A 19,125-nucleotide genomic window follows, 5' to 3' on the forward strand; every position below is an offset into this window, starting at 1 on the left:
TTCGCGTCACGTGTTATTCGGTTTCCAGATCGATATCGATGCCGAGGGAACGAATTTCTTTGATCAACACGTTGAAGGACTCGGGCATGCCCGGCTCCATACGGTGATCGCCGTCCACGATGTTTTTGTACATCTTGGTACGACCGTTCACATCGTCCGACTTCACTGTGAGCATTTCTTGCAGAGTGTATGCAGCACCGTATGCTTCCAGTGCCCAGACCTCCATCTCCCCGAAACGCTGACCACCGAACTGAGCCTTACCACCCAGCGGCTGCTGGGTAACCAGGCTGTACGAACCGGTAGAACGAGCGTGCATCTTGTCGTCTACCAAGTGGTTCAGCTTCAGCATGTACATGTAGCCAACAGTAACCGGGCGCTCGAACTTGTTGCCGGTACGGCCGTCGAACAGCTGCATCTGGCCGCTTTCTGGCAGGTCTGCCAGTTTCAGCATGGCCTTGATTTCGCTTTCCTTGGCACCGTCGAACACCGGGGTAGCCATTGGAACGCCGCCGCGCAGGTTCTTCGCCAGATCCAGGATTTCCTGGTCGGAGAAGGTGTCCAGCTCTTCGTTGCGACCGCCGATCTCGTTGTAGATCTCGTGCAGGAACTTACGCAGGTCTGCGACCTTGCGCTGCTCTTCGATCATACGGTTGATCTTCTCGCCCAGACCTTTGGCCGCGAGGCCCAGGTGGGTTTCAAGGATCTGACCGACGTTCATACGCGAAGGTACGCCCAACGGGTTGAGGACGACGTCGACCGGGGTGCCATTGGCATCGTGCGGCATGTCTTCAACCGGCATGATCACAGAGACCACACCCTTGTTACCGTGACGACCGGCCATCTTGTCGCCCGGCTGGATGCGGCGACGGATTGCCAGGTAAACCTTGACGATTTTCAGCACGCCTGGAGCCAGGTCATCGCCCTGCTGCAGTTTGCGCTTCTTGTCTTCGAACTTGTCGTCCAGCAGACGGCGGCGATCAACGATATAGGCCTGGGCCTTCTCGAGCTGCTCGTTCAGAGCATCTTCAGCCATGCGCAGTTTGAACCACTGGCCGTGCTCAAGACCGTCGAGGATTTCGTCGGTGATGTCCTGACCTTTCTTCAGGCCTGCGCCACCTTCGGCCTTGTGGCCTACCAGAGCGGAGCGCAGACGTTCGAAGGTCGCGCCTTCAACGATACGGAACTCTTCGTTCAGATCCTTGCGGATCTCGTCGAGCTGGGTCTTCTCGATGGACAGTGCACGAGCATCACGCTCAACGCCGTCACGGGTGAAGACCTGTACGTCGATGACAGTACCTTTGGTACCGGTAGGTACACGCAGGGAGGTGTCTTTAACGTCGCTGGCTTTTTCACCGAAGATGGCACGCAGCAGCTTCTCTTCCGGCGTCAGTTGGGTCTCGCCTTTCGGAGTGACCTTACCGACCAGGATGTCGCCAGCGCCAACTTCAGCACCTACATAAACGATACCGGCTTCGTCCAGCTTGTTCAGTGCAGCTTCACCCACGTTCGGGATGTCTGCAGTGATTTCCTCAGGCCCAAGCTTGGTATCACGCGCCACACAGGTCAGTTCCTGGATGTGGATCGTGGTGAAGCGGTCTTCTTGAACCACACGCTCGGACAGGCAGATGGAGTCTTCGAAGTTGAAGCCGTTCCATGCCATGAACGCGATGCGCATGTTCTGACCCAGAGCCAGTTCACCCATGTCGGTGGACGGGCCGTCGGCCATGATGTCGCTACGCTGAACGCGATCACCCTTGCTCACCAGCGGACGCTGGTTGATGCAGGTGTTCTGGTTCGAGCGGGTGTATTTGGTCAGGTTGTAGATGTCGACACCGGCTTCGCCAGTTTCTACTTCGTCATCGGCAACACGAACCACGATACGGCTGGCATCAACGGAGTCGATCACACCGCCACGACGAGCCACGACGCAAACGCCGGAGTCACGCGCTACGTTGCGCTCCATGCCGGTACCTACCAGCGGCTTGTCAGCACGCAGAGTTGGTACAGCTTGACGCTGCATGTTGGAACCCATCAACGCACGGTTGGCGTCATCGTGTTCCAGGAACGGGATCAGCGACGCTGCAACCGAAACTACCTGCTTCGGAGAAACGTCCATCAAGGTGACGTCTTCCGGCGCCTTGACGGTGAACTCGTTCAGGTGACGAACAGCTACCAGCTCGTCGACCAGGACTTTCTTGTCGTTCATCGTGGCCGAAGCCTGAGCGATCACGTGATCAGCTTCTTCGATGGCGGACAGGAATACGATCTCGTCGGTGACCAGGGCGTCTTTCACCACACGGTACGGGCTTTCGAGGAAGCCGTACTGGTTGGTGCGCGCATAAGCAGCCAGGGAGTTGATCAGACCGATGTTCGGACCTTCCGGCGTTTCGATCGGGCAAACACGACCGTAGTGCGTCGGGTGTACGTCACGGACTTCAAAGCCAGCACGCTCACGGGTCAGACCGCCCGGGCCCAGTGCAGAAACACGGCGCTTGTGGGTGATCTCGGAGAGCGGGTTGTTCTGGTCCATGAACTGCGAAAGCTGGCTGGAACCGAAGAACTCTTTCACCGCCGCAGCCACTGGCTTGGCGTTGATCAGGTCTTGCGGCATCAGGCCTTCGCTTTCAGCCATCGACAGACGCTCTTTGACCGCACGCTCAACACGTACCAGGCCAACGCGGAACTGGTTCTCGGCCATTTCGCCTACGCAGCGAACACGACGGTTACCCAGGTGATCGATGTCATCGACGATGCCTTTGCCGTTACGGATGTCGACCAGGGTCTTCAATACCGCGACGATGTCTTCCTTGCACAGCACGCCCGAACCTTCGATCTCGGTACGACCGATACGACGGTTGAACTTCATCCGGCCGACCGCAGACAGGTCATAGCGCTCAGGGCTGAAGAACAGGTTGTTGAACAGGGTTTCGGCAGCGTCTTTGGTTGGTGGCTCACCAGGACGCATCATGCGATAGATCTCGACCAGCGCTTCCAATTGGTTGCTGGTGGAGTCGATCTTCAGTGTGTCGGAGATGAACGGACCACAGTCGATATCGTTGGTGTACAGGGTCTCGATGCGAACAACCTGGGCCTTGGCGATCTTGGCCAGGATCTCGGTGTTCAGCTCGGTGTTGCACTCAGCCAGGATTTCGCCTGTAGCCGGGTGAACGATGACCTTGGCGGTAGTGCGACCCAGGACGTAGTCCAGTGGCACTTCCAGCTCTTTGATACCGGCTTTTTCGATCTGGTTGATGTGGCGCGCAGTGATACGACGGCCAGCCTCAACGATGACCTTGCCCTTCTCGTCCTGGATGTCCAGGACAGCAATTTCACCACGCAGACGCGAAGCGATCAGCTCCAGCTTGAGGGTTTCATCCTTCAGGCTGAATACGTTGGTGGTGTAGAAAGCGTCCAGCACTTGCTCAGTGGTGTAACCGAGCGCGCGCAGCAATACCGAGGCCGGCAGCTTGCGACGACGGTCGATACGCACGAACACGCAGTCTTTCGGGTCGAACTCGAAGTCCAACCACGAACCGCGGTACGGAATGATCCGCGCGGAGTACAGGAGTTTGCCGGAGCTGTGCGTCTTGCCGCGGTCGTGGTCGAAGAACACGCCCGGGGAACGGTGCAGCTGGGAAACGATTACACGCTCGGTACCGTTGATTACGAAGGTACCGTTTTCAGTCATCAGTGGGATTTCGCCCATGTAGACTTCTTGCTCTTTGATGTCCTTGATCGCTTTGTTCGACGATTCTTTGTCGAAAATGATCAGACGGACTTTTACCCGCAAAGGTACGGCGTACGTAACGCCACGCAACACGCATTCTTTGACATCAAATGCCGGTTCGCCCAGGCGATAACCGACGTACTCCAGCGCAGCATTGCCGGAGTAGCTGATGATCGGGAAAACGGATTTGAAGGCCGCATGCAGGCCCACGTCGCGGAACTGATCTTTGGTCGCTCCCGCCTGCAAGAATTCACGATACGAATCCAGCTGGATAGCCAGAAGGTACGGGACATCCATGACGTCCGGCAACTTGCTAAAGTCCTTGCGGATACGTTTTTTCTCAGTATATGAGTAAGCCATCAGCGTTCCCCAGCTTGGTCACCTGCTTGTTTGGCCCCTCCGACGGGAGCAGCCAGAAAATCTTGCAAACCCCATGGTTTGCACCACCGCTTCGGGTGGCTACAGCGCGTTAATGGCGGCGACCGAGTCGACAGCCAAGAACGGAAAAAGGCCGGTGGCAAGAGCCACCAGCCATCAGCCTTCAGCTTAACGCTTGGGCTGGAGACGCAAGGTCGATGCTTACTTCAGCTCGACTTTAGCGCCTGCTTCTTCCAGAGTAGCTTTGGCTTTGTCAGCGGCGTCTTTCGACACAGCTTCCAGAACCTGGGCAGGAGCGCCGTCAACTACAGCCTTGGCTTCTTTCAGGCCCAGACCGGTCAGTTCACGTACTGCCTTGATCACGTTTACTTTCTTCTCGCCAGCTTCCAGCAGCATGACGTTGAATTCGGTTTGCTCTTCAGCAGCGACAGCAGCAACAGCTGGGCCAGCGGAAGCAGCGGCAGCGGAAACGCCGAATTTTTCTTCGAAAGCTTTGATCAGCTCAACAACCTGCAGAACCGACATTTCAGCTACGGCGTTGAGGATATCGTCTTGGGAGATAGACATTGCTGTATTTCCTGAATTGGGGGACGGCCTACGCGGCCATCGAAATAAACAAAAATACGCGAGAGAATTTGCTCAGCCTTAGGCTGCGGCAGCTTCTTTTTGCTCGCGAACTGCAGCCAGAGTACGAGCCAGCTTGCTGGTAGCGCCTTGAATCACGCTCATCAGCTGCGAAATAGCTTCGTTACGGGTCGGCAGTGTTGCCAGTACGTCGATTTGGTTAGCTGCGAGGAACTTGCCCTCGAACGCAGCTGCCTTGATCTCGAACTTATCCTGACTCTTGGCGAATTCTTTGAACAAACGGGCAGCAGCGCCTGGATGATCTTTAGAGAACGCGATCAGAGTCGGGCCGGTGAACACGTCGTTGAGAACACTGTATTCAGTGTCAGCAACGGCGCGCTTGAGCAGGGTGTTACGTACAACACGTACGTATACGCCAGCTTCACGAGCCTCTTTACGGAGTCCGGTCATAGCGCCTACTGTCACACCACGGGCATCAGCCACGACAGCGGACAGAGCAGCTTTGGCAGCCTCGTTGACTTCAGCGACGATGGCCTTCTTGTCTTCGAGATTAATTGCCACGGGTTTAACTCCTGCTTGTTACCGTTTCATCTGGCCTAGGCCTGATGTCGTTTTGGTGTCTGATTCGGTAAGGAACCGGGAGCACCATCTGCGTAGGCTTGTTGGTTTAAGACTTGCGTCGCCTACGGTCTTGGATAGCCCCCGCCAGGCAGGGACCCCAATCTTTCAATTGGCGCAATTACTTGCGCCAATTTATGTCTTATACGTCCAGCGAGCCTTGGTCGATGACCAGACCTGGGCCCATAGTGGTGCTCAGGGTAACGCGCTTGACGTAGATACCTTTCGAGGAAGCAGGCTTGATACGCTTCAGATCAGCGATCAGGGCTTCAACGTTTTCCTTCAGCTTGACGGCATCGAAGCCGACTTTGCCAACGGAGGTGTGAATGATGCCGTTTTTGTCGGTGCGATAACGAACCTGACCAGCCTTGGCGTTTTTAACCGCGGTAGCTACGTCTGGCGTTACGGTGCCGACTTTAGGGTTAGGCATCAGGCCACGTGGACCGAGGATCTGACCCAACTGACCTACAACGCGCATTGCATCCGGGGAAGCAATTACGACGTCATAGTTCAGGTCGCCGCCTTTCATTTCGGCAGCCAGGTCGTCCATGCCAACGCGATCAGCACCAGCGGCCAGAGCAGCTTCAGCAGCTGGGCCTTGGGTGAAGACAGCAACACGTACAGTCTTGCCAGTACCGTGTGGCAGCACAGTAGCGCTACGAACGACCTGGTCGGATTTACGTGGGTCAACACCCAGGTTTACAGCAACGTCAACAGACTCGCTGAACTTGACAGTCGACAGCTCGGTCAGCAGGGCAGCAGCGTCTACGAAGTTGTAGGACTTGCCTGCTTCGATTTTGCCGGCGATAGCCTTTTGGCGCTTGGTCAGCTTAGCCATTACACACCCTCCACGTTAAGGCCCATGCTACGAGCAGAACCGGCGATGGTACGCACGGCTGCATCCATATCAGCTGCAGTCAGATCCGCGTTTTTGGTTTTCGCGATTTCTTCCAGCTGAGCACGGGTTACAGTGCCAACCTTAACGGTGTTAGGACGAGCGGAACCGCTGGTCAGACCGGCAGCTTTCTTCAGCAAAACCGAAGCCGGGGTCGACTTGGTTTCGAAGGTGAAGCTACGGTCGCTGTATACAGTGATGATCACTGGAGTCGGCAGACCTGGCTCAAGACCCTGAGTACGGGCGTTGAAGGCCTTGCAGAATTCCATGATGTTCACGCCGTGCTGACCCAGAGCTGGACCGACGGGTGGGCTAGGGTTGGCCTGAGCGGCCTTCACTTGCAGCTTGATGTAAGCGGTAATCTTCTTGGCCATGAGGCACTCCAATTACGGGTTCAAACGCCTCGAAAGGCTCCCCGGTTACTTGCGCGTTTATCCCAGTGACGACAAAACCCCACAGCCGAAGCTGCGGGGTTGGGATGCTTGCCCAGCTAGACCTTCTCGACCTGGCTGAACTCCAACTCTACCGGAGTAGAGCGACCGAAAATGAGCACTGCCACTTGGATCCGGCTCTTTTCGTAGTTAACTTCTTCGACCGTACCGTTGAAATCAGCGAACGGACCATCTGTAACGCGAACGACCTCACCCGGCTCGAACAACGTCTTCGGCTTGGGCTTGTCACTACCGTCAGCAACACGACGCAGAATTGCTTCCGCCTCTTTGTCGGTGATCGGAGCAGGCTTATCGGCAGTACCGCCAATGAAACCCATGACGCGAGGGGTATCCTTGACCAAGTGCCAAGTACCTTCGTTCATGTCCATCTGTACCAGCACGTAGCCAGGGAAGAACTTGCGTTCGCTCTTGCGCTTCTGCCCATTCCGCATTTCAACCACTTCTTCAGTGGGAACCAGAATTTCGCCGAAGCCATCTTCCATGCCTGCCAGCTTTACGCGCTCCAGCAAAGAGCGCATAACATGCTTCTCGTAACCCGAGTAAGCATGCACAACGTACCAACGCTTAGCCACGGGACACCCTTAGCCAACAATCAAGGAAACAAGCCAGCCGAGCAGGGAATCAAGCCCCCACAACAGCAACGCCATAACCAGAACAACAGCCACGACAATCAATGTGGTCTGCGTGGTTTCTTGGCGAGTCGGCCAAACGACTTTACGGATTTCGGTGCGAGCTTCCTTAACCAGTACCGCGAAGGACTTGCCTTTGGCAGTCTGCAGGCCTACAAAGGCAGCTACAGCAGCAAGGGCAAGCAAAGCGAGTACACGGTACAGGATCGGCGAAGCAGAATAGTACTGATTGCCAACAACGCCTACGACCACCAAGGCGACTACAGCGAGCCACTTTACCAGATCGAAACGAGAGCTTTGAGCTTCAGCCTTAGGAGTCATCTATGAAGATCCTGTGAAAAGAAAGCCAGACACACCACGTGAATCTGGCAGGTCAGGAGGGAATCGAACCCCCAACCTACGGTTTTGGAGACCGTCGCTCTGCCAATTGAGCTACTGACCTAAAACAAAATCAGGCCGACCATTATGCAGGCCTGAAAAAGACTTTACAACAACCAACCCCACAAGACCTGAAACACCGAACAACATTCAAGCCGAGGCAGCTGTTAAAACAAAGGCAGATATTTTCATATCTGCCTTGTTATATGGAGCTCTTGAGCGGATTTGAACCGCTGACCTCACCCTTACCAAGGGTGTGCTCTACCAACTGAGCTACAAGAGCGAAACACCTTGCACAACCTGCAAACTTGGAGCGGGTAGCGGGAATCGAACCCGCATCATCAGCTTGGAAGGCTGAGGTTCTACCACTAAACTATACCCGCGGAGCTTGCAGCTCACGCTAAAAATGGTGGAGGGGGAAGGATTCGAACCTTCGAAGTCGTAGACGTCAGATTTACAGTCTGATCCCTTTGGCCGCTCGGGAACCCCTCCTAAGCGAGCCGGCATTTTACATCACGCCGACCTTCTGTCAAGCATTTTCTCATTTAAATTATGAGGTTAGCTGCATTGACGGTAGCTTTGCACTGTAGCCCTTAAAGGTCTTCACTGCGAAGCGGGCGCCATTCTATGCAAACTATTCGAGAGTTGCAATGCCTTCACACAGCATTATTTTATGTTTTAACTCATTGAATTCATTAGCAAGGCTTTCAAAGGGCAGATCGTCAGCCAGGCGACGGCTCTCAGGGGCTACGCGCAACCAATAACCCGAGGCGTCCGGTGCGTTCAGCAACTGGACCTTGACCTTGATATCCAGGCTCGTGAGCCTCTGCTCGAGAGAGGAGGCTTGGCGTCGATCAGAGAACCCACCGATGTATAAGCAGGTATTTTGCGCCTCCGCCGGCCTAGCCCGATCACGCCGCGCCACTGCATCTGCCGACTCACTCAGCAGGCGAATATCTTGTTGTGCTCCCCGATGGAGACTCAAGGGCGTGACATCCTTGGCCCGCAATGGCGCCTCTTGCTGATGCCAGACGTAATAGAAAACATTGAGAACCAGTAAAAGTAAAAACAGCCAGCGCATAATCACCTCAAGACAAAGGACACGCCATCGCCAAACCAACAAACACCAGGTCCGGGACCAGCCGAGCCTGAGGCGCAGCTTCCCTGACCAGGTCGGCATCGCCTCCAGTGAGGAAGACCGTGAAATCCTCCCCCCAATAGCCTCGGGCCAACTCGAGCTGGGTCAGCACGAACCCTCTAAGCATGAGCGTACAACCACGCTCGACAGCCTCTACGGTGGTACGACCAGGAGAGAGACGCTCCAGAGCCCGCTCAGCGGCCGCATCGTCATAGCGTATCTTGCGGGTATGGGTTCGCAGTTGATTACGCATAAGCGGCATACCCGGGCAAATAAACCCACCCAGGTGCCCACCGTCCGGACCAATAAAATCTGCTGTCGCCGCTGTACCAAAGTCGAGTACCAAGCATGCACCTGACGCCAACTTGAACGCGCCCAGCATGGCCAGCCATCGATCCATCCCCAGGCGCTGGAAGTCTTCGTAGCCATTGCGCACTCCGCCCATTTCTTGAGCAGACGCGGCACAGGAAACAGCAACGCCAAATGCCGCTACCAAGGCTGCTATCAGCTTATCGGTCTCCTCAAGCGCGCGAACACTCACCAACCGACAACGCGTGAGCAATAGACCAGGCAAAGCCACCAAACTATCGATCAGCGCGATATCCGAACCTGCGATGCCTTCCGCGCGAACAGTTGCCTCACTCGACTCAAGAACACGCCATTTGATAAAGCTATTTCCACAGTCGAGCTCAAGAATCATCACGCAACCTCAGGCTTAACTCACCGCCGCTGTATATTTTCTCAACGCCACCGACATCCAAACGCAAGGCGCCCTGACGATCCACGCCCAGCACAACCCCATCAATCTGATTGACGCCCGCGATAAGCGACACGGACTTCCCCTGCCAGGCGTGATGCTGCTCCCATTCGTCTTGCAACCCTGCAAAACCCGCAGCCTTGTGTCGATCTAGGTAGGCTTGTAGTTGCAAACCCAAACGCGCCACCAGGTGATTACGATCCACAGGAGAGCCAGCCTCGAGCTGCATCGAAGTCCATTGCTGATCAACCTCTACAGCCTTCTGCATATTCACATTGATACCTATCCCTAGCACAACGTGACAGATATCTGCAGGATCTCCCACCAACTCAAGCAAGATGCCTGAGATTTTCTTTTGCCCAACCAGGACGTCGTTTGGCCACTTCAAAGCTGCGCCCCGCACACCCGACTCACGCAGAGCCTGCAGGACTGCCAGCCCCACCACCAGACTCAGCCCTTCCAGTTGCCGCAGACCGCCCTCAATACGCAATACAAGGCTGTAGTAAACGTTTTGCGCAAATGGGCTGACCCACTTTCGGCCTCGTCGCCCCCTACCAGCCGTTTGCTGCTCCGCCAGCACAACAAAAGGAGCCGCACTGCCCGCACCGATAAGACGTAAAGCCTCAGCATTAGTGGAATCAATGGAGTCGAAAATGTGAACGGGCCAAGCCAAGGAAGCCGCGCCCAGAGAAATCTCCTGCGCATTCAAAAACACCAATGGCGCAGCCAATCTATATCCGCGGCCCCGCACCTTATGAATGGGGAGATTCAATTCTGCCTCAAGATGCTGAAGCTGCTTCCACACGGCACTGCGACTAACGCCCAAGGCAGCGCCAAGCGCTTCTCCAGAATGGAACTGACCATCTTTCAGAAGTTTCAACAACGTCAGCATGCACATATCGCCTCAGAATGAGGCACGCATGATAGCCATGCGCAGGGTCATTGCATAGAAAGGCTGGATATCAGCCTGGATCGAGATTTTCGAGCGCCCAAAACAAAACCCCAACTGCTTTCGCAATTGGGGTTTCGGAATTTAATCTTGACGATGACCTACTCTCACATGGGGAAACCCCACACTACCATCGGCGATGCATCGTTTCACTGCTGAGTTCGGGATGGGATCAGGTGGTTCCAATGCTCTATGGTCGTCAAGAAATTCGGGTACTGAGTCGCGGCCAGTTGGCCTCGCTTCAGCAAATTGGGTACGTGATAGATCTCGGTGTTTTGTGAGCGTCGAACTTTCGGTTCATTTTCGTCTTCACACACCGCAATCTGATGCTCGTTAGAGTAGTCAAATTGCTTGGGTGTTATATGGTCAAGCCTCACGGGCAATTAGTATTGGTTAGCTCAACGCCTCACAGCGCTTACACACCCAACCTATCAACGTCGTAGTCTTCGACGGCCCTTCAGGGAACTCAAGGTTCCAGTGAGATCTCATCTTGAGGCTAGTTTCCCGCTTAGATGCTTTCAGCGGTTATCTATTCCGAACATAGCTACCCGGCAATGCCACTGGCGTGACAACCGGAACACCAGAGGTTCGTCCACTCCGGTCCTCTCGTACTAGGAGCAGCCCCTCTCAAATCTCAAACGTCCACGGCAGATAGGGACCGAACTGTCTCACGACGTTCTAAACCCAGCTCGCGTACCACTTTAAATGGCGAACAGCCATACCCTTGGGACCGGCTTCAGCCCCAGGATGTGATGAGCCGACATCGAGGTGCCAAACACCGCCGTCGATATGAACTCTTGGGCGGTATCAGCCTGTTATCCCCGGAGTACCTTTTATCCGTTGAGCGATGGCCCTTCCATACAGAACCACCGGATCACTAAGACCTACTTTCGTACCTGCTCGACGTGTCTGTCTCGCAGTCAAGCGCGCTTTTGCCTTTATACTCTACGACCGATTTCCGACCGGTCTGAGCGCACCTTCGTACTCCTCCGTTACTCTTTAGGAGGAGACCGCCCCAGTCAAACTACCCACCATACACTGTCCTCGATCCGGATAACGGACCTGAGTTAGAACCTCAAAGTTGCCAGGGTGGTATTTCAAGGATGGCTCCACGCAGACTGGCGTCCACGCTTCAAAGCCTCCCACCTATCCTACACAAGCAAATTCAAAGTCCAGTGCAAAGCTATAGTAAAGGTTCACGGGGTCTTTCCGTCTAGCCGCGGATACACTGCATCTTCACAGCGATTTCAATTTCACTGAGTCTCGGGTGGAGACAGCGCCGCCATCGTTACGCCATTCGTGCAGGTCGGAACTTACCCGACAAGGAATTTCGCTACCTTAGGACCGTTATAGTTACGGCCGCCGTTTACCGGGGCTTCGATCAAGAGCTTCGCGTTAGCTAACCCCATCAATTAACCTTCCGGCACCGGGCAGGCGTCACACCCTATACGTCCACTTTCGTGTTTGCAGAGTGCTGTGTTTTTAATAAACAGTCGCAGCGGCCTGGTATCTTCGACCGGCATGAGCTTACGGAGCAAGTCCTTCACCCTCACCGGCGCACCTTCTCCCGAAGTTACGGTGCCATTTTGCCTAGTTCCTTCACCCGAGTTCTCTCAAGCGCCTTGGTATTCTCTACCCAACCACCTGTGTCGGTTTGGGGTACGGTTCCTGGTTACCTGAAGCTTAGAAGCTTTTCTTGGAAGCATGGCATCAACCACTTCGTTAACTAAAAGTTAACTCGTCATCAGCTCTCGGCCTTAGAATCCCGGATTTACCTAAGATTCCAGCCTACCACCTTAAACTTGGACAACCAACGCCAAGCTGGCCTAGCCTTCTCCGTCCCTCCATCGCAATAACCAGAAGTACAGGAATATTAACCTGTTTTCCATCGACTACGCTTTTCAGCCTCGCCTTAGGGACCGACTAACCCTGCGTCGATTAACGTTGCGCAGGAAACCTTGGTCTTTCGGCGTGGGTGTTTTTCACACCCATTATCGTTACTCATGTCAGCATTCGCACTTCTGATACCTCCAGCAAGCTTCTCAACTCACCTTCACAGGCTTACAGAACGCTCCTCTACCGCATCACTTACGTGATACCCGTAGCTTCGGTGTATGGTTTGAGCCCCGTTACATCTTCCGCGCAGGCCGACTCGACTAGTGAGCTATTACGCTTTCTTTAAAGGGTGGCTGCTTCTAAGCCAACCTCCTAGCTGTCTAAGCCTTCCCACATCGTTTCCCACTTAACCATAACTTTGGGACCTTAGCTGACGGTCTGGGTTGTTTCCCTTTTCACGACGGACGTTAGCACCCGCCGTGTGTCTCCCATGCTCGGCACTTGTAGGTATTCGGAGTTTGCATCGGTTTGGTAAGTCGGGATGACCCCCTAGCCGAAACAGTGCTCTACCCCCTACAGTGATACATGAGGCGCTACCTAAATAGCTTTCGAGGAGAACCAGCTATCTCCGAGCTTGATTAGCCTTTCACTCCGATCCACAGGTCATCCGCTAACTTTTCAACGGTAGTCGGTTCGGTCCTCCAGTTAGTGTTACCCAACCTTCAACCTGCCCATGGATAGATCGCCCGGTTTCGGGTCTATTCCCAGCGACTAGACGCCCTATTAAGACTCGCTTTCGCTACGCCTCCCCTATTCGGTTAAGCTCGCCACTGAAAATAAGTCGCTGACCCATTATACAAAAGGTACGCAGTCACCCAACAAAGTGGGCTCCCACTGCTTGTACGCATACGGTTTCAGGATCTATTTCACTCCCCTCTCCGGGGTTCTTTTCGCCTTTCCCTCACGGTACTAGTTCACTATCGGTCAGTCAGTAGTATTTAGCCTTGGAGGATGGTCCCCCCATATTCAGACAAAGTTTCTCGTGCTCCGTCCTACTCGATTTCATGACTAAGAGATTTTCGCGTACAGGGCTATCACCCACTATGGCCGCACTTTCCAGAGCGTTCCGCTAATCTCAAAGCCACTTAAGGGCTAGTCCCCGTTCGCTCGCCACTACTAAGGGAATCTCGGTTGATTTCTTTTCCTCAGGGTACTTAGATGTTTCAGTTCCCCTGGTTCGCCTCTTGCACCTATGTATTCAGTACAAGATAACCATCTTATGATGGCTGGGTTCCCCCATTCAGACATCTCCGGATCAAAGTCTGTTTGCCGACTCCCCGAAGCTTTTCGCAGGCTACCACGTCTTTCATCGCCTCTGACTGCCAAGGCATCCACCGTATGCGCTTCTTCACTTGACCATATAACCCCAAGCAATCTGGTTATACTGTGAAGACGACATTCGCCGAAAATTCGAATTTCTCAGTTAAGAGAACTCACAAATTTTACCTTAGCCTGATCCGTTACCAGTGAAAGTAACGTTCAGTCTATCTTTCTATCACATACCCAAATTTTTAAAGAACGAACTAGTCAAAGACTAGAAATCAACATTCACCATCACAACGATGGAATGCTCATTTCTAAGCTTTATACAAACAGAAGCAGTAGTGGTGGAGCCAAACGGGATCGAACCGTTGACCTCCTGCGTGCAAGGCAGGCGCTCTCCCAGCTGAGCTATGGCCCCGTATTTCTACAGGCGTTTCCCACACAAAATTGGTGGGTCTGGGCAGATTCGAACTGCCGACCTCACCCTTATCAGGGGTGCGCTCTAACCAACTGAGCTACAGACCCAATTTCGGGCTGCTTCTTTCGTCTTCTTCAATGAATCAAGCAATTCGTGTGGGAACTTATGGAGCAGCTGATGTCGTCGATTAAGGAGGTGATCCAGCCGCAGGTTCCCCTACGGCTACCTTGTTACGACTTCACCCCAGTCATGAATCACACCGTGGTAACCGTCCTCCCGAAGGTTAGACTAGCTACTTCTGGTGCAACCCACTCCCATGGTGTGACGGGCGGTGTGTACAAGGCCCGGGAACGTATTCACCGCGACATTCTGATTCGCGATTACTAGCGATTCCGACTTCACGCAGTCGAGTTGCAGACTGCGATCCGGACTACGATCGGTTTTATGGGATTAGCTCCACCTCGCGGCTTGGCAACCCTCTGTACCGACCATTGTAGCACGTGTGTAGCCCAGGCCGTAAGGGCCATGATGACTTGACGTCATCCCCACCTTCCTCCGGTTTGTCACCGGCAGTCTCCTTAGAGTGCCCACCATTACGTGCTGGTAACTAAGGACAAGGGTTGCGCTCGTTACGGGACTTAACCCAACATCTCACGACACGAGCTGACGACAGCCATGCAGCACCTGTCTCAATGTTCCCGAAGGCACCAATCTATCTCTAGAAAGTTCATTGGATGTCAAGGCCTGGTAAGGTTCTTCGCGTTGCTTCGAATTAAACCACATGCTCCACCGCTTGTGCGGGCCCCCGTCAATTCATTTGAGTTTTAACCTTGCGGCCGTACTCCCCAGGCGGTCAACTTAATGCGTTAGCTGCGCCACTAAAAGCTCAAGGCTTCCAACGGCTAGTTGACATCGTTTACGGCGTGGACTACCAGGGTATCTAATCCTGTTTGCTCCCCACGCTTTCGCACCTCAGTGTCAGTATTAGTCCAGGTGGTCGCCTTCGCCACTGGTGTTCCTTCCTATATCTACGCATTTCACCGCTACACAGGAAATTCCACCACCCTCTACCATACTCTAGTCAGTCAGTTTTGAATGCAGTTCCCAGGTTGAGCCCGGGGATTTCACATCCAACTTAACAAACCACCTACGCGCGCTTTACGCCCAGTAATTCCGATTAACGCTTGCACCCTCTGTATTACCGCGGCTGCTGGCACAGAGTTAGCCGGTGCTTATTCTGTCGGTAACGTCAAAATTGCAGAGTATTAATCTACAACCCTTCCTCCCAACTTAAAGTGCTTTACAATCCGAAGACCTTCTTCACACACGCGGCATGGCTGGATCAGGCTTTCGCCCATTGTCCAATATTCCCCACTGCTGCCTCCCGTAGGAGTCTGGACCGTGTCTCAGTTCCAGTGTGACTGATCATCCTCTCAGACCAGTTACGGATCGTCGCCTTGGTGAGCCATTACCTCACCAACTAGCTAATCCGACCTAGGCTCATCTGATAGCGCAAGGCCCGAAGGTCCCCTGCTTTCTCCCGTAGGACGTATGCGGTATTAGCGTCCGTTTCCGAACGTTATCCCCCACTACCAGGCAGATTCCTAGGCATTACTCACCCGTCCGCCGCTCTCAAGAGAAGCAAGCTTCTCTCTACCGCTCGACTTGCATGTGTTAGGCCTGCCGCCAGCGTTCAATCTGAGCCATGATCAAACTCTTCAGTTCAAACATCTTTGGGTTTTTAAGAAACCCTAAACTTGGCTCAGCAATCGTTGGTTACATCTTTGATTTCTCGCGGAGTAACTTGTGATGCTGATAATCTTGTTGACTATCAGTCTGACTCCACAAGCACCCACACGAATTGCTTGATTCAGTTGTTAAAGAGCGGTTGGTTAAGATCTTTCGTCTCAACCGAGGCGCGCATTCTACAGCAGCCTCACTTGCTGTCAAGTGGTTATTTTCAGAAGTTTTCGAAGAATTCTTCAACAACTTCAACCACTTGCGCTTGCGATCTCTCGTAAGCGGGAGGCGAATTCTACAGCGTTACACGCTGCTGTCAACACCTCTTTTTCAACTTCCTTCTGGCTTCGATGAACTGAAGCAACTTGCTGTCGAGAACTACGTAACTCATTGTTTACCAAGGAGTTTTCCGTTTCGACTTCGCCGGAAGTGGGGCGAATTATAGACAGTTATAATTCGCCGTCAACACCTATTTCAGACTTATTCGGATTTGAGCGTAATACGCGCAAATGCCTTCTTCCCCGCCTGACAAACGTGAGTGGCGCCCAGCTCGTATATAAAGGTGCGATCAACCACCTCACCATCTATACGCACACCACCCGAACCCAAGAGATCACGCGCTACCGCCGAATTCTTCACCAGGCCAGCCTTATTAAGCACAGCCGCAATCGGCATAGCCTCGGCAGCAGTCAGCTCAATCTCCGGCAGATCGTCAGGCAGCTCGCCATCTTTCATGCGATTACCTGCCGCACGGTGAGCGCTGGCCGCAGCCTCCTCACCATGGAAGCGCGCAACGATTTCTTCAGCCAGCTTAATCTTCACATCCCGAGGATTAGCGCCCGCCTCGACATCCGCACGCAGCGCATTGATTTCGTCCATCGAGCGGAAGCTCAACAACTCGAAGTAACGCCACATCAGCGCATCCGGAATGGACACCAGCTTGCCGTACATCACACCGGGTGCTTCCTGGATACCGACATAGTTACCCAGGGACTTGGACATCTTCTTGACGCCATCCAAGCCTTCCAGCAATGGCATGGTCAGAATGCACTGAGCCTCCTGACCATAGGCGCGCTGCAATTCACGCCCCATCAGCAGGTTGAACTTCTGATCGGTGCCACCCAGCTCGACGTCCGCACGCAGCGCTACCGAGTCATACCCTTGAACCAGCGGGTAAAGGAACTCATGGATGGCGATTGGCTGATTGGTCGAATAGCGCTTATCGAAGTCATCGCGCTCAAGCATGCGCGCCACGGTGTACTGGGACGTCAGGCGAATGAAATCTGCCGGCCCCATTTTGTCCATCCAGGTGGAGTTGAATGCCACCTCGGTCTTGGCCGGATCAAGGATCTTGAATACCTGGGTCTTATAGGTCTCGGCATTATCGAGCACCTGTTCGCGAGTCAGCGGCGGGCGCGTAGCGCTCTTGCCGCTTGGATCACCGATCATCCCGGTGAAGTCACCTATAAGGAAGATGACCTGATGGCCCAGTTCCTGGAACTGACGCAGCTTATTAATAAGCACGGTATGACCCAGGTGCAGATCCGGCGCAGTCGGATCAAAGCCAGCCTTGATACGCAGGGGTTGGCCACGCTTGAGCTTTTCGATCAGCTCGGCCTCGACCAACAGTTCTTCCGCACCACGTTTTATCAGCGCTAGCTGCTCTTCAACCGACTTCATAACAGACCCGCAAGGCTCAGATTCAAAAGGGAACCAACCATACAAGATCAGGGACTAATTACAAGTTTTGCCCTGCGCACGGACACCGTTCAGCAAGCCCAGCGTTCGCGAGCTTGCGCCACAGATGATTTGGTTATATTTTATACAGTTATTTCATCTTCATCATGTCATTCATCTTTTCCATTTCATCTTCAAAGTCAAAATTACCTATGACCACTGAACCGTCTAAAGCGCCGCCGCTTTACCCGAAGACCCACCTGCTCGCCGCAAGTGGTATCGCCGCCCTTCTCAGCCTGGCACTGCTGGTATTCCCTTCCAGTGACGTTGAAGCCAAACGAACATCCCTGAGCCTTGATCTGGAAAGCCCAGTTGAACAACTGACACAAGATCAAGACGCTTCCGACGCACAACAAGCCACAAACACTGCAACTGAATCACCTTTCGCACAGATCGAAAGCACTCCCGAAGACACCCAGCAAGCCGCCCAGGAAGCACCTGCGGCCGCCGCAGCCAAGACTCCCCAGCATCGCGAAGTCATCGTGGGCAAAGGCGACACTCTCTCTACCCTATTCGAAAAGGTTGGGTTGCCTGCCGCCGCTGTAAGTGACGTGCTCGCCAGCGATAAACAAGCCAAGCAATTCACTCAGCTCAAACGTGGCCAAAAGCTTGAATTTGAGCTGACGCCAGACGGCCAGTTGAACAACCTGCACACCAGCATCAGTGACTTGGAAAGCATCAGCCTGAGCAAAGGCGCCAAAGGTTTCGCATTCAACCGAATCACCACCAAACCCGTCATGCGTTCCGCCTATGTACATGGCGTGATCAACAGCTCCCTGTCGCAATCGGCCGCGCGTGCGGGCCTGTCGCACAGCATGACCATGGACATGGCCAGCGTATTTGGCTACGACATCGACTTCGCTCAGGACATCCGTCAAGGCGACGAATTCGACGTGATCTACGAACAGAAAGTAGCCAACGGAAAAGTGGTCGGCACTGGCAACATTCTGTCTGCACGCTTCACAAACCGTGGCAAAACCTACACCGCCGTGCGCTACACCAACAAACAAGGCAACAGCAGCTACTACACAGCTGATGGCAACAGCATGCGCAAGGCCTTCATCCGTACGCCCGTTGACTTTGCCCGTATTAGCTCGCGTTTCTCCATGGGCCGCAAGCATCCAATTCTGAACAAAATTCGCGCACACAAGGGCGTCGACTATGCCGCGCCGCGTGGCACGCCAATCAAGGCGGCTGGCGACGGCAAGGTCTTGTTAGCGGGGCGCCGTGGTGGTTACGGCAATACGGTGATCATCCAGCACGGCAACACTTACCGTACGCTTTATGGCCACATGCAAGGGTTCGCCAAGGGCGTCAAGACTGGCGGCAACGTGAAACAAGGCCAAGTGATCGGCTACATCGGTACCACCGGCCTCTCCACCGGCCCGCACTTGCACTACGAGTTCCAGGTCAACGGCGTACACGTCGACCCATTGGGCCAGAAGCTGCCGATGGCCGACCCGATTGCCAAGGCCGAACGCGCGCGCTTCATGCAGCAGAGCCAGCCGCTGATGGCACGGATGGATCAAGAGCGCTCCACCTTGCTGGCTTCGGCGAAGCGTTAA

The 19,125-nt window shown here is 54.1% G+C and carries 12 protein-coding genes, 6 tRNA genes and 3 rRNA genes; 1 reads left to right on the forward strand and 20 read right to left on the reverse strand.

Features of this window, described 5'->3' with window-relative positions:
• Positions 1-13: 13 nt before the first annotated feature.
• From rpoB to tyrS, 20 genes are all read right to left on the reverse strand, one after another.
• A complete protein-coding gene (rpoB, locus tag ACWHXD_RS28190; RefSeq protein WP_010206926.1) occupies positions 14-4,087 on the reverse strand; it encodes a DNA-directed RNA polymerase subunit beta in 4,074 nt (1,357 codons plus the stop codon).
• A gap of 219 nt (positions 4,088-4,306) precedes the next feature.
• Positions 4,307-4,672, reverse strand: coding sequence for a 50S ribosomal protein L7/L12 (gene rplL / locus ACWHXD_RS28195; RefSeq protein WP_003176432.1), 366 nt, complete (start codon positions 4,670-4,672; stop codon positions 4,307-4,309).
• A 78-nt stretch (positions 4,673-4,750) separates the two neighbouring features.
• Entirely contained in the window at positions 4,751-5,251 is a 501-nt protein-coding gene (rplJ, locus tag ACWHXD_RS28200; RefSeq protein ID WP_003176433.1) for a 50S ribosomal protein L10, read from the reverse strand.
• Between the two features lie 199 nt (positions 5,252-5,450).
• Positions 5,451-6,146 (reverse strand): 50S ribosomal protein L1, encoded by a 696-nt coding sequence (gene rplA, locus ACWHXD_RS28205; RefSeq protein ID WP_003176434.1) that lies wholly within the window; start codon positions 6,144-6,146, stop codon positions 5,451-5,453.
• Positions 6,146-6,577: a 50S ribosomal protein L11 gene (gene rplK / locus ACWHXD_RS28210; RefSeq protein WP_003176435.1), complete on the reverse strand. Its 432-nt coding sequence runs from the start codon at positions 6,575-6,577 to the stop codon at positions 6,146-6,148. The genes rplA and rplK overlap by 1 nt, the downstream gene beginning before the upstream one ends.
• A 116-nt stretch (positions 6,578-6,693) precedes the next feature.
• The gene (gene nusG, locus ACWHXD_RS28215; RefSeq protein ID WP_003176436.1) at positions 6,694-7,227 is read right to left on the reverse strand and encodes a transcription termination/antitermination protein NusG; all 534 of its coding nucleotides are present in this window, start codon (positions 7,225-7,227) and stop codon (positions 6,694-6,696) included.
• A 9-nt stretch (positions 7,228-7,236) separates the two neighbouring features.
• A complete protein-coding gene (gene secE / locus ACWHXD_RS28220) occupies positions 7,237-7,605 on the reverse strand; it encodes a preprotein translocase subunit SecE (RefSeq protein ID WP_003194658.1) in 369 nt (122 codons plus the stop codon).
• Positions 7,606-7,650: 45 nt separating this feature from the next.
• Positions 7,651-7,726: transfer RNA gene (locus ACWHXD_RS28225), tRNA-Trp, on the reverse strand.
• A 143-nt stretch (positions 7,727-7,869) separates the two neighbouring features.
• A tRNA-Thr gene (locus tag ACWHXD_RS28230) sits at positions 7,870-7,945 on the reverse strand.
• A gap of 26 nt (positions 7,946-7,971) precedes the next feature.
• Positions 7,972-8,045: transfer RNA gene (locus ACWHXD_RS28235), tRNA-Gly, on the reverse strand.
• Between the two features lie 24 nt (positions 8,046-8,069).
• A tRNA-Tyr gene (locus ACWHXD_RS28240) sits at positions 8,070-8,154 on the reverse strand.
• 142 nt (positions 8,155-8,296) lie between these two features.
• On the reverse strand, positions 8,297-8,743 hold the full coding sequence (locus ACWHXD_RS28245; protein ID WP_138761824.1) for a hypothetical protein: 447 nt from the start codon (positions 8,741-8,743) through the stop codon (positions 8,297-8,299).
• Positions 8,744-8,750: 7 nt separating this feature from the next.
• Entirely contained in the window at positions 8,751-9,500 is a 750-nt protein-coding gene (locus ACWHXD_RS28250) for a pantothenate kinase (protein ID WP_138761823.1), read from the reverse strand.
• Positions 9,490-10,449, reverse strand: a complete 960-nt coding sequence (gene birA, locus ACWHXD_RS28255; protein ID WP_032897751.1) for a bifunctional biotin--[acetyl-CoA-carboxylase] ligase/biotin operon repressor BirA — start codon at positions 10,447-10,449, stop codon at positions 9,490-9,492. The genes ACWHXD_RS28250 and birA overlap by 11 nt, the downstream gene beginning before the upstream one ends.
• 145 nt (positions 10,450-10,594) lie before the next feature.
• Positions 10,595-10,710: ribosomal RNA gene (gene rrf, locus ACWHXD_RS28260) — 5S ribosomal RNA — on the reverse strand.
• 158 nt (positions 10,711-10,868) lie between these two features.
• Positions 10,869-13,760 (reverse strand): 23S ribosomal RNA (locus ACWHXD_RS28265).
• Positions 13,761-14,007: 247 nt separating this feature from the next.
• Positions 14,008-14,083, reverse strand: a tRNA-Ala gene (locus tag ACWHXD_RS28270).
• Between the two features lie 30 nt (positions 14,084-14,113).
• Positions 14,114-14,190, reverse strand: a tRNA-Ile gene (locus ACWHXD_RS28275).
• An 81-nt stretch (positions 14,191-14,271) separates the two neighbouring features.
• Positions 14,272-15,808, reverse strand: a 16S ribosomal RNA gene (locus tag ACWHXD_RS28280).
• The 16S, 23S and 5S rRNA genes sit together here with 2 tRNA genes alongside, the layout of an rRNA operon.
• Before the next feature lie 495 nt (positions 15,809-16,303).
• Positions 16,304-17,503: a tyrosine--tRNA ligase gene (tyrS, locus tag ACWHXD_RS28285; RefSeq protein ID WP_005791998.1), complete on the reverse strand. Its 1,200-nt coding sequence runs from the start codon at positions 17,501-17,503 to the stop codon at positions 16,304-16,306.
• 209 nt (positions 17,504-17,712) lie between these two features.
• On the opposite strand from tyrS, the gene ACWHXD_RS28290 reads away from it, so the two are divergent.
• Entirely contained in the window at positions 17,713-19,125 is a 1,413-nt protein-coding gene (locus tag ACWHXD_RS28290) for a peptidoglycan DD-metalloendopeptidase family protein (RefSeq protein ID WP_138762827.1), read from the forward strand.

The organism is Pseudomonas fjordensis, assembly GCF_976987115.1.